Here is a 12430-nt window from a genome sequence, read left to right on the forward strand (position 1 = left end):
AGCTCAAGCACCCGGCCCGACCGATTGGCAGGGCCGAGCACTTGATGAACCGGCTGGCTTAGCCTTCGACGCGTTCCACGATTGACGTGTTACCGGTTTCGCGGCCGGTCGATAGCCACTCACCATTGTCGCCATACTTTTCGTCGGCACATTCCTGTGCCGCACCTTCCTCATCCGAGGTTGAGCAGAAAACATCTGGCGACGGCTGCTCCCAGGTGCCATTCTCTACTGATCCGTCCGGCATTGTAGCGGTGTAAGAACCGTCAGCACGGACCTCTTCCATGATCACATCGCCATTTTCTCGGGTAATCTTATAGGTGCCCGGCGTCGCTTTGCCATCAAGAGCCAACGGCTGCGCAGCTTCCGCTACTTCCTCCGTTACCTCTGCCTCAGGTGCGGTTTCAGCCTGCGAGCAAGCGGCGACAGCGGCCAGACTGGCAATCAGAACATATTTCTTCATTGGATCCCTTTCGCGCATTTTTCGACGGTGTTTCCGTCACTCAAAATCTCGACCCCGGGCGGACTCTAATGTGGTCTGCGGCAACTGCAAGGCTGTTAGTTACAACCATCCCTCATCTGCGTACCATTTCGCAGTCATCTTGAAGCCGTCAGCGCCGCCAATCTGCGGCATCCAGACGCTTTCAGGTACCGCTCGATCCGAGCGCGCGACCCAGTTCGGATGGCACATATAGCCCACACGGTCCTGCGTCAGTTTGGCGTTGGAGCCCCGAAAGAGCTTGTCCAAGGCCGCCGCGCTTTGCAGCACTGCGCGCGGTAAATGCGGTGCGAACACACGCTGCCCGACGGCATCGCCAATCGCTTTCGCCATTTCCTTGTGGCTCCAACCTCCTTCCCGGCCATCGTCCGGCTCGAATATCTTCTTCCGCACCAATGCGGGTTGCGCATCCACCAGATCGAGCAAAAGCCGCGCCAGATCCGCCACATGAATGATCGATGTCGCCCCACCTGGCGGCAGCGGCACCACGCCCATTCGTGCGGTTCGAAAGAGCTCGAACATATCGCTGTCACGCGGGCCGTACACCGCAGGGGGGCGGACAATCGTCCAGTCGAGCCCGCTGTCCCGAACCAAGTCCTCAGCAGCTGCCTTCGACGCGCCATAAGCGGACAATTCCGGCTTGCGCGCCGAAAGCGAGGACACAAATACGAACCGCTTCACGCCGTTTTGCTTCGCCGCCGCAATCACATTCGCCGTACCCGCCACATTGGCCGCATCGAAGTCCGCAGGATCAGGCGTGTTGGTCAGCCCTGCAATATGGATCACAGCCTTCGTACCCGCGACAAGGTGGCCCAGCGCATGCGCGTTCGCAAGGTCACCCAGAACCCATTCAACGCGAGTGTGTTTGTGATCGCTCGCGCGCCTGACCAGTACATTCGCTGGCTGGTTGCGGTGCATGGTTTCATCGAGAACTGCTTGCCCGACAAAGCCGGTTGCTCCCGTTATCGCGATGGGTATGTCGCCGCTCACAGCAGCACCATATGATCGCGATGAACCACAGCCGCGCGCGGAGCATAGCCCAGAATTCTAGCCTGATGATCTTCGCGCAGGCCGGCGATCCTGCGGCAAACTACTGCGTCATATTCTACCAAACCTTTGGCGATCGATTTGCCTTTTGTATCAAGCACTTCAACCAAGGCCCCGCGCTCGAATGCGCCGTCAACTGCGGTGATTCCAACTGCCAGGACGCTCGCCCCTCCATTGAGCAAGGCCTTTGTGCAGCCCTTGTCTACGGTCAGCGAACCCTCTGAAGTCAACCTGCCGCCAAGCCATGCCTTGCGAGCGGTATCGCTGCGCTGAGGGAGGAAAACCGTACCGCGATTGGCCGAGATCGCCTTTGAAATCGGCGAATTCTGCGTGCCGTTGATGATCGCTAGCGTAATGCCGGCACGCTCTGCAATTTGTGCTGCCTGAAGTTTGGAGGCCATGCCGCCCGAGCCCATGCCTGACGACGATTCCGCGCTTGCCATCGCCAACACTTCGGGCGTGATCCCTTTGACGTTTTCGATCAGCCGGGCATCGCCTTTCTTGGGGTCGCGATCAAACAGACCGTCAACATCTGATAGCAGCAATACTGCATCTGCTTGCGCCGCTTGAGCAACCCGTGCCGCTAGTCGGTCATTGTCACCAAACCGGATTTCCTCGGTCGCTACGCTGTCATTCTCATTGATGACTGGTACGGCCCCGGCTTCGAGCAAGCGAGCAAGCGTTGCCGACGCATTGAGATACCGCCGCCGATCCTCAAGATCGCTCAAAGACAGCAGCATTTGTGCCGCCGTCAGTTCCGACTGCGCCAGTTTGTCTGCCCACAATCCCGCCAGCGTGATTTGTCCGACTGATGCCGCTGCTTGTGCATCGGCCAAACTCGCGCGCCCGCCAGATGGCAAGCCCAGCCTTGATGCGCCCAATGCAATCGCGCCGGAGCTGACTACAACCAGCTCCACCCCTTCGTTCCGCAGCATGACCAGGTCTTGCACCAGCGTTTCAAGCCAGTTTCTGCGAGGGCTTCCATTGCCGATCAACAATGCACTGCCGATCTTGACCACCAAACGGCGGCACGAGGTCAATTCGCTCAATGCAGTAAAGGACATCAGCTTAGATAGGCGACCAATTGCCGCCCTCCTCTTCTTCTATGTCTTCGACTTCATTGCCTTTGGTTTCTGTCGAAGTCCGATCTGGCAGATAGCTTAGCACTGCATCCATTAGCGCTTCGATACCCTGGCCGGTGGCTCCTGAAACAGCGAACACATCTTCTGCACCGGCAGCCATCAGCTCTTTGGCAAACTCTGCTGCTAGTTCACCATCCGCAAGATCGATTTTGTTGAGCGCAATCAATCGCGGCTTGTCTTCCAGCCCTTCGCCATAGGCTTCCAGCTCTTCTTCTACTACGCGCATCGCCTCAGCCGGGTCCTGATCACCCTGTCCGGTAATATCGACCAAGTGGATGAGAACGCGGCACCGTTCGATATGACCCAGGAACCGGTCTCCGATTCCGGCGCCATCTGCGGCACCTTCGATCAGGCCGGGAATGTCCGCGAGCACAAATTCGCGGCCCTTGTGGCGGACAACGCCCAATTTCGGGACGAGGGTTGTAAAAGCGTAGTCGCCCACCTTGGCCCGCGCGTTCGATACCGCATTGATAAAGGTCGATTTCCCTGCATTGGGCAGCCCGACCAGGCCCACGTCAGCAAGCAGTTTCAACCGCAGCCACACCCACATTTCTTCGCTGGGCTCGCCGGGCTGATGCTGGCGCGGGGCACGGTTTGTAGAGCTCTTGTAACTGGCGTTACCGCGACCGCCCATGCCGCCTTCAAGAAACACGACGCGCTGACCAACCTCGGTAAAATCGGCGAGAATTTCTTCCTTGTCTTCGGACAGCACCTGCGTGCCAACGGGTACTTTGATCACGAGGTCTGGCGCGCCTGCACCTGTCCGGTCGCGCCCTTGCCCGTGGTTGCCACGCTTTGCCTTGAAATGCTGCGAATAACGAAAGTCGATCAGCGTGTTGAGACCCTGCACGGCCTCGAACACGATGTCGCCACCCTTGCCGCCATTGCCGCCATCGGGTCCGCCATATTCGACGTATTTCTCACGCCGGAAGCTGACGGCCCCTGGGCCGCCGGCACCGGATTGGAGATAGATCTTGGCTTGGTCGAGAAAATGCATGGGCGCTACCTATGCATTTTCCTGGAAAAAGCGAGTGTTTTAGAAATCAGCTTTGATGCCAATGACTGCGGTCCGTCCGGGCGAGACAAAGCTGAACACTTGCTCATATGTCTGATCGAACAAGTTTTCGACGCGGCCGAACACTCTGAACTGGCCCGTCAAGCGCGCTTCCGCGTTGAAATTGACCAATGTGAAACTGTCCAATCGCTCGACCACCGGAGCAAAGCTGGGATCAGTGAAGGCCACATCGTCGGTTGCACCATTGTGCCGCACGATCAGAGTAGTTGATCTCTCGTCACCCGGCGCGGTCCAGGTGAGTACGGCAGACGCGATATTTCCGGGGCGGCGCACTTCTTCCACCCCGTTTTCTTGGGCGTCGAGATAGGTATAGGCCGCATTCAGTGTCAGTTGCTTTCCGAGCTGCGCACGAGCGCTTAGCTCAACGCCGCGCTGTTTCGATAGCGTGCTGCGGTTGGCTGGGGTTGCGATGTATAATGGAGCCGGGAATGTCGTGAAGATTTCATCTTCCAGCCGGCTGTCGAAAAAGGTCGCCGACAATGTCATTGCGCCCTCAGCCAAGCGCTGATCTACGCCCACTTCCCAGCTTTCGGATTTCTCTGGCGAAAGGTCTTCATTGCCGATGAAGCGACCATCGAAGAAGCCAAACAGTTCGAAAAAGCCCGGGTTCTTGATACCAGTGCCATAATTTGCGCGCAGGCGCGTATCTTCGCTCGCATCGATGCCCGCGCCCATGCGGAAAGTCGTTTCGTCAGCGAAACGATCATTGATGTCATGTCGGATTGCCGCTGAGAAATCGAACCTCTCGCCGTCAAATCGATATTCGCCAGCAAGCCCGACATTTTCAATCGAGCGTCGCCCCGTGAAGGCGAAATCGAACGGATCGTCGTTGCGGAACCGCTCACGCTCCCAGTCGGCGGCGAAAGACAGCGAATGAGCATCCGAGATCCGCAGACCGGATACATAGGACGCCTTCAGGCGGTCTCCATCGCTACCGGATGTGCGCCCGAACTGGCCAAAAGTGTCGCGCGCAATATCCGCGATCTGGGCAGATAGATCGTGCGTCCAGTCACCGCGCATGGTTTCCAATCGTGCGCCAACCAGCGCATAGGCTGCTTCATTCTCGAACCGGGTCCCCGGGCTGTCGATCACAAAACCGAAGGTCGGGCTACTTGGGTCGAAATCACTGTCGTTGAAATCGCCTTCGGTTTGGACAAAACGCCCAGAAGCGCGCAGCTCAAATCCGTCTACGACTTCAAGAGCGCCCTTGCCGGAGAGCGTGTAGCCATCGCGACCGATATCGCGCGCGCCGCCACGGGCATTGGGTTCGCCGCCGGTGCTAACTATTGTGCCTGATAGCGATGCATTCCAACGACCGCCGCTTGTACCGATACGCGCAGCACCGTTGAATGTGTTGTTAGATCCTCCTTCGATCCATGCCGAAGCGCCGTCAAACTGCCCGCTATCGTATGCGACCACTCCGCCGATTGCATCCGAGCCATAGAGCGCTGACTGCGGCCCGCGCAGAACCTCTATCCGGCTGCCGATTTCAGCTTGAAGTGTTCCGATATCGAACTCGCCAGCGAAAGGGTTGGAAACTTCGATTCCGTCGACCAGCACCAGCACGTGATTGGCTTCAGACCCGCGCAGGCGCAGCTGGGTCTGACCCGCAACGCTCGCCACGGCGACGCCCGGCACATCGCGCAGCACATCCGCCACATCACGCACCTGGCGTTGCCGGAGTTCATTGGTCTCGATGATAGTGGCGGACCCTGTGTACTCCTCTGGATAAGGATCATTATCAGACCGGCTGCCACTTACGATGATGTCACCACGCTTGGGGTGGTACAGAAAGACGTCGACCTGTTCGAACTCCTCATCGTTGGCATAGGTGCCTTCCTGCGCGCCCTGCGCCACCGCAGGCGAATTCCATGCCAGCGCAGCTACAGCCGCACCGCACAGCAAACTTCGTTTATTCATCATCGAAATACTCCGTCTCAACGCGACGGGCCTCGCGAGATGCACCCACAAGGCCCAACAATGTCGCTCGAAACGAAAGTTCTTCCGCGCCTGACCAATCCCAGAGCCAGACAAAGAGCGACGCGCGCCGGTCGGTCTCCTGGCTCACGGGTCAGTGCCTCTGCTTCCCCTTCCCAGATCGGTTCAGATCCAGTGGGAGTGTCCGTATTGGGACACGCGAAACAGATGCTCGCCGCTTACAGTTGCAGGGACAGCTGCGGAATTGAGTGAAGAACACTCGCACCGCATTCCCGTTACCGGTTTGCTAGACGTGCTCTAGATAGCAAAAGGGCGCGGTGCAAGATTGCACAGAGCCCTTTGGTCGCCCCTGGTAAGGATCAATTATTCTGCGCAGCCGCGCTTTGCGGCGGACCGTAATTGGCTTCAAGCGTTACCGGGCTTCTGTTCGGGCCATATTGCGCTTCCCACGCTGCCAAATCGACGCGGTATTGCTCATAAGAAGAGAAAAACTCTTCATAGACCGCTTCCATCCGCGGCAGGGCAGTCTCGGCAAAAACGTGCAATTGACCGGCCGGCACATCAACGATTTCCTGCCCGATCTGATGAGCTACATCGCAGAATGCTGGCAAAGCCGGCGGCAACGCGAAATAGTTATAGACACGGGTCATGTAGGCGTCTTGAGCGTCGCGATAGCTGCGCCCGTGTTGAGCACGATACTGGGACGCCAAAGTACTGTTGGTGCGCGTTAGCTGGCGGCGATGCTTCTTGAGAAATTCACTGTAATTGTCGGCAAGTGCCAGATGCGATGCGTTGCGGCAATTGAGCGCAGCAACATTCAGGCCTGAACGGACATTCCAGAGCTTTTGCTCGTCAGAAATGCCGTAGTTGACGGTCTGGCGAACACCGTCAGCGGCCATTTGCGGAATTGCCATGGTCGCGAATGCACCGGCAGGTGCCGTGGGCCGCGGCGGAATCACTATAGGCGGTGGCGGTGGGGGAGCAACAACGACCGGCGGTGGTGGCGGGGCCGCAGTTCCGCAAGCGGCCAATGTCGCACTGACGACAGCAATGGCGATGATCTTGATCTTCACAATGCCGGACTGCATCATTTTTCGCGTCCCTCTCGCTATCCTTCCGGGCAAGCTACAAATGCGATCCCTAACCGCGCCTGAATCCCGAAAGTTAATTATCGCCTAGGCATATCGTTCAAATGCAGCAAAGAAAATGCCCGAGATGCGAAGGGCACCTCGGGCGTCGGTGAATTGAGTCCTTTATGCGACCAGACGATCACAAACGGAAAATGCCTACTCGCGCGATCCCATGAAGGAGAGCAGGAACTGGAACATGTTGATGAAGTCCAGATAGAGGCTCAGCGCCCCGAGGATCACAGCCTTGCCGGCAAAGTCGGTTCCGCGCAGCTGCGCATACTGGTTCTTCAAACGCTGCGTGTCATACGCTGTCAGACCAGCAAAGATCAGCACGCCGATGAAGCTTACCGCCCACATCAATGCGGGTGATTGCAGCCAAAGGTTAAGCAGCATCGCCACAATCAGGCCAACCACACCCATAATCAGGAAGCTGCCCATGCCGGTCAGATCCTTCTTGGTGGTATAGCCGAAAAGGCTAAGCCCTGCGAACGCCGCAGCGGTTGCAAAGAATGTCGTCGCGATCGAGCCCTGCGTATAGACGAGGAAAATCGTCGACATGGAAAGACCCATCAGCGTCGCAAAGGCCCAGAACATGATCTGGAGCGTTCCTTTGCTAAAGCGGTTCGCGCCAAAACTCATCGCGAAAACAATCGCGAGTGGCGAAAGCATAATGAGCCACATCAGCGGCGAGCCCACAAAGCTGTAGATCAAACCGGTGTTCGCCGTCAGCAGCGCGACAACGCCAGTCAGCAAAATACCAGAGGTCATATAGTTATAGATCGAGAGCATGTGCTTGCGCAGCCCTGCGTCAAACACAGTCCCTGAGCGCGGTACGGACGCGCCAGTGAAAGCCGCCTCCTGCTGCTCCATGCTCCGGGGTTCGTTCCAATCAGCCATCGTAATCGTCTCTCCGATAATAAATCGGGCGCACATTCAGCGCCATCTGTTCAAATATCGGGTGTTTGTGTGCAATTTTCAAGCAAAACTGGATTGCATTCCTTGCAACTGCTTAAGGCTGTTTTCCGGCCATTTTTGACAGTTCAGTCCCGCGATCCGCCGTGGCTTTCAGAGTGCGTAAAAGAAGCGATTTCAGAGCTTTGCTTTCATCAAGCACATTCAGACCCTCGCGCGTCATGCCGCCCGGGCTGGCAACCCGGTCTGCCAGTTCATCTGTTGTGAACTCTGAATCGGCTGCCAAAGAACCTGCCCCGTCGACCATCGCTGTCGCAAGCCGGCCTGCCATATCGGCCGGCAGGCCCAATTCGCTCGCTGCCTCTGCCAGCGCATCGATAAAGCGATAGACGAAACCAGGCCCCGAACCAGCCAGCGCGGTAGCAAGATCGAACAGATTCTCATCCGCAAGCCATTCGGCTGTGCCTAGCTTGCATGCCAGTTCCGTCACCGCCTCCCTATCCGAGCGCGAGAGGTCGTGCGCGGCCAGAACATTGGGCGACTTGCCGATCGCTACCGCAAGGTTGGGCATGAAACGCACATTCGCTTTCGCATCGGGAAACGCTGCATCAAGTTGCGCCAGTGTGACACCCGCCAGGATCGATAGAACCAGCGTGTTCGGACCAGCAATTGACTGCATTTTCGGCGCGATATCGACCAGCATATGCGGCTTGAAACCGAGCACCACGGCATCGAAATCGCCGTCAGGTTGCCGGGTGGTCAATGTCACCCCCTCCGCGCTTGCCTTATGGCGAGGATTATATGCAATGATGTTGCTTGCAGACACACCCGCTCGCAACCAGCCATCGACCATAGCGCCGGCCATCTTGCCATATCCGTAGATCAGAATTTTCATGGAGCCACGTTTACAGCAGGCGCGCGTGCGCTCAAGCCTCTGTGGCCCTCAAGCCTCGCCGACCGCGTCGACCATCGCGCTCTCCAATGCTTGGCGCGGGCTCTTGTCGCCCCAAAACACAAACTGGAAGGCAGGATAGAAGCGATCACATTCGTCAATCGCCGTTTCGATCAGGGCTTGCGCCTGCTGGATACTGAGCAACCCATCGTCACCAAGCAATGCGCCATGCCGGTAGAGCAGGACATTGCCGTTGGACCAGACATCGAAATGTCCCAGCCAGACCTGCTCATTGACCATGGCGAGCAGTTCATAGGCCGCGCGGTTCTTGTCCTCAGACACGCGAATGTCAGGCAGGCAAAGCAATTGCAGCACATTGTCTTCGCTGCGCCAGATCGCCTTGATCTGGTACTTCGCCCAGCTTCCTTGCACTTCGCCAGCGATCTCGTTTTGACTGGTGATCTCGCATGCCCAGCCGCGCGCATCGAACAATGCCGCCAGCATTTCTACCGGGGCAGCATCCTCACCGGTGCCATATTCGACTTCGCGGGCTCTCATGAATTGGGGCTTTCACTTCGCATCGAGTGCTGATTGCACTTGTCCCTGCTTTGAATGCAATGGCTGCGATGTCAGCTTTTGGGGAGAAAGCGACTGGCTTGTTCAAAGCTTGTGCAAAGAAAGCCGTGAACAACTTATATACTATTGAATAATATCAATCTTTTCGCCTTCAGCGCTAGTGTAGCTGAAGCTGTCAAAACCTTGTTGCCGCAATTCGCGCACCAATTGCCTGGCTTCGTCGCGCGTAGCAAAGGGCCCGGTCAGAAGCCGGTTCGCCTGCCCCCACGGGGTGGAATAGGCCTCGCGCCCGTCCAGCAACTCAGGTGCGCGCCGGATCATCCGGCGCCAGTCGAATCGCAATGCGCCAATATCGCGCCCGGTGGCCATCTGCACCCAGTGACGGCTGGGATGCTGCGGCGGTTCGGGTTTCGATTGTTCGCGCGGTATCTCGATTGTCGAAATGTCAACAGCCCCATCAGATGCCGCGGCGGGAAGTTCCTCCGGCGCGATAAAGCCTGAAAACGCATCTGCTACAGAAGCCTGCTCACGTGCTATGCGCGCAAGCCTGCTTTCGCCGCTCGGCTCAGGTGGAGATGTATCGACGCGTGTTCCCAGCGGTGTTCCGCGCGGGGTAAGCCGTTGATCGACGCGGGCGATCCGCGGATCTTCACCGCGGCCCAAACTCGCCATTTGCGGATCATCGCGGCCAATCTCGGCCGCACGCGGGAAAATTCCCAGATTTGCAGCAGCCGCTTGTTGCGATTTGGTCAGGCGCGGCATGAACTCAAAATAGGGGGTCATGCGACTGGACAGATCGGGCGGCAGCAGTTGATTTGCCAGCCTCGCTGCTTGATCGGTGTCACCCAGTATGGCGAGACCAAATGCGCGCGCCCTGAACGCGGCGAGATCTTGCCTCGTCAGAAGCGGGCGCAGGGTGGCTTCGAAGGCATCGCGCTGACCCGCAATCGCCTGGCTTATTGCCAAACGACGCGTCACCTCATCATCCTGTTCCTTCGCCAGAAATGCCCGGTAGCTTTGTTGCGCAAGTTCGTTGTTGCCAACCAGATCCTGCGCCAGCCCCCAATCACCCAGGATCACATCGACAGACGCACCCGCACGTTCTGCTTCGGCAAACATCTGCAACGCCTCTACCGGTTGTCGCGTCTTCAGAAAGACAGACGCGAGCCCGAGCTTGGCTGCAGCAGAATTGGGCGATATCTGAAGTGCGCGCGCGTAGAAACCTTCCGCAGCGCTGTAATCATCGAGTGCGAGCGATGCATCACCAGCATCCACCAGGGCCTGAGCGCTTTGAGGTTGCCGCGCCAGTCGCTGCAACGCGTTACGCAATTCCTCCACTTCCGCCGAAGGCAAAGCCTGCGATACCTCACGCGATGCGGTTTGCTGAGCATTGGTTGGCACGGCCAGTGCCGGAACAGCGGCCATAGCAAGCACAAGGAGGAAGGCGGGGGTGGCCATTACATAACCCTTACAAGGTTCACACCTGCAAGCGCTGCACTAAGCGGGCGCATGTGAACCTTGCAAGAATAGCGCGGTGAGACGAGCCGAATTACTGGTTGTTCTGACGGCCAAGGAAACGCGGGATGCTGAGCGAAGAGCCGCCCTCGTCGCCATCCTCGTCGCTGTCAGAATCGCTGGCGCCGCGTGACAGATTTGCCATCCGCTCAAACAGCGTGCTTCCGCCTGCGGATGCAGCAGCTGGTGCAGCGCCTCTGCCGCCGGAACTGCCACTACTACCGCTTGCGCCGGAGGAGACAGCTTCGGACGTGTCTCCACCGAATCCCTCGCGCGAGGCAGGCGCAGCTTCACCGCCTTCGCTCGGCTCTGGCGAGACTTCAGACGTCAAATCGAACGGAGCTTCTTCGGCCAGCTCGTCAGCCACATCATCGGCATAAGGATCGTTGTCCTCATTACGCATGCCCGCAAGCGGATCGACGATGTCGTCAACATCATCATCCTCTTCGCTTTCACCCATATCATCACCGACTTGCATACCGGTAAGGTCAAACGGCTCCACCACAGGCGCCGCTTCCTCGACTTCTTCAGCCGCTCCGTATAGCTCGGACTCAGGCTCAGCCTCCATCGCGAGCTCCAATGGCTCATCGATGATCGGCTCTTCAACGGTTTCCGGCTCTTCTTCCGACAGCGCGATTACCGGGCGCTTGGGTGGGCGCGATGCGCTCAAGCTAATCGGAGTGCTCTGGGTGGTTGCTGAAATAGCGCTCTGATCGATACCGGTCGCGACAACGGATACGCGAATCTTTCCATCAAGGTCTGGATTGAACGCAGAGCCCCAAATGATGTTTGCATCTTCGTCAACCAGTTCACGGATATGGTTGGCTGCTTCATCTACTTCGAGCAGCTTCATATCTTCGCCGCCAATGATCGAGATGATCACGCCCTTGGCGCCTTGCATGCTGACCCCGTCGAGCAGCGGATTTGCAATCGCGCGTTCTGCGGCTTCGAGCGCACGGCTCTCGCCCTCGGCTTCGCCTGTACCCATCATCGCCTTGCCCATCTCGCTCATCACAGAGCGAACGTCGGCAAAGTCCAGATTGATGAGGCCCGGCATCACCATCAAATCAGTGATCGAACGCACGCCTTGTTGCAGCACTTCATCCGCCAGCTGGAACGCTTCCTTGAAAGTTGTCTCTGCCTTGGCGATCAGGAACAGGTTCTGGTTTGGAATCACGATCAGCGTATCGACGTGCTTTTGCAGCTCATCAATGCCAGCCTCGGCCGCGCGCATCCGCCGCGTACCTTCGAACAAGAATGGCTTGGTCACAACTCCAACCGTCAGCACACCCTTGCGCCGTGCGGCTTCCGCGATGACCGGTGCTGCGCCAGTACCCGTACCGCCACCCATGCCGGCAGCGATGAAAACCATGTTCACGCCTTCCAGCGCGTCTTCGATTTCCTTGACCGTTTCTTCCGCCGCAGCCTTGCCGACTTCGGGTCGAGCGCCCGCGCCCAGACCACCTGTGATCTCTGGTCCAAGCTGGATCTTGCCGTCAGCCTTCGACATCGAAAGCGCTTGCGCGTCAGTGTTGGCACAGATGAAATCGACGCCTTCGATTTCGGACTCGATCATGTTGGCGATAGCGTTTCCGCCCGCCCCGCCAATTCCGACAACAGTGATGCGGGGACGAAGCTCGTCGCTAGAAGCTGGTCCGATATTGATACTCATCAGTTTTCCTCCGGGCGTGCTGGCCCTTTCCTTAT

General features: G+C 57.9%; 11 protein-coding genes and 1 riboswitch. All 11 genes read right to left on the bottom strand.

Features of this window, described 5'->3' with window-relative positions; all coding sequences use genetic code 11:
- Positions 1-58: 58 nt before the first annotated feature.
- The gene (locus tag QQX03_RS09925) at positions 59-460 is read right to left on the bottom strand and encodes a hypothetical protein (protein WP_285975575.1); all 402 of its coding nucleotides are present in this window, start codon (positions 458-460) and stop codon (positions 59-61) included.
- A 99-nt stretch (positions 461-559) separates the two neighbouring features.
- Positions 560-1486 (bottom strand): NAD-dependent epimerase/dehydratase family protein, encoded by a 927-nt coding sequence (locus QQX03_RS09930; RefSeq protein ID WP_285975576.1) that lies wholly within the window; start codon positions 1484-1486, stop codon positions 560-562.
- Complete coding sequence (gene proB / locus QQX03_RS09935) at positions 1483-2607, bottom strand: glutamate 5-kinase (protein WP_285975577.1); 1125 nt, start codon at positions 2605-2607, stop codon at positions 1483-1485. Before proB ends, QQX03_RS09930 begins: the two co-directional genes overlap by 4 nt.
- Before the next feature lie 4 nt (positions 2608-2611).
- Positions 2612-3682, bottom strand: a complete 1071-nt coding sequence (cgtA, locus tag QQX03_RS09940) for an Obg family GTPase CgtA (protein ID WP_285975578.1) — start codon at positions 3680-3682, stop codon at positions 2612-2614.
- A 39-nt stretch (positions 3683-3721) separates the two neighbouring features.
- Positions 3722-5683: a TonB-dependent receptor plug domain-containing protein gene (locus tag QQX03_RS09945; RefSeq protein ID WP_285975579.1), complete on the bottom strand. Its 1962-nt coding sequence runs from the start codon at positions 5681-5683 to the stop codon at positions 3722-3724.
- Between the two features lie 109 nt (positions 5684-5792).
- Positions 5793-6027: riboswitch (cobalamin riboswitch) on the bottom strand.
- 30 nt (positions 6028-6057) lie between these two features.
- Complete coding sequence (locus QQX03_RS09950) at positions 6058-6789, bottom strand: hypothetical protein (protein WP_285975580.1); 732 nt, start codon at positions 6787-6789, stop codon at positions 6058-6060.
- Positions 6790-6984: 195 nt separating this feature from the next.
- Entirely contained in the window at positions 6985-7725 is a 741-nt protein-coding gene (locus tag QQX03_RS09955) for a Bax inhibitor-1/YccA family protein (RefSeq protein WP_432762820.1), read from the bottom strand.
- A 112-nt stretch (positions 7726-7837) separates the two neighbouring features.
- On the bottom strand, positions 7838-8635 hold the full coding sequence (locus tag QQX03_RS09960) for a pyrroline-5-carboxylate reductase family protein (RefSeq protein ID WP_285975581.1): 798 nt from the start codon (positions 8633-8635) through the stop codon (positions 7838-7840).
- Between the two features lie 48 nt (positions 8636-8683).
- Complete coding sequence (locus tag QQX03_RS09965; protein ID WP_285975582.1) at positions 8684-9190, bottom strand: type III secretion system chaperone family protein; 507 nt, start codon at positions 9188-9190, stop codon at positions 8684-8686.
- 141 nt (positions 9191-9331) lie between these two features.
- Complete coding sequence (locus QQX03_RS09970) at positions 9332-10666, bottom strand: SPOR domain-containing protein (RefSeq protein ID WP_285975583.1); 1335 nt, start codon at positions 10664-10666, stop codon at positions 9332-9334.
- A 91-nt stretch (positions 10667-10757) separates the two neighbouring features.
- On the bottom strand, positions 10758-12395 hold the full coding sequence (ftsZ, locus tag QQX03_RS09975; protein WP_285975584.1) for a cell division protein FtsZ: 1638 nt from the start codon (positions 12393-12395) through the stop codon (positions 10758-10760).
- Between the last annotated feature and the right edge of the window lie 35 nt (positions 12396-12430).

It is taken from the genome of Altererythrobacter rubellus, assembly GCF_030284385.1.
Classification (GTDB): Bacteria; Pseudomonadota; Alphaproteobacteria; order Sphingomonadales; family Sphingomonadaceae; genus Erythrobacter; species Erythrobacter rubellus.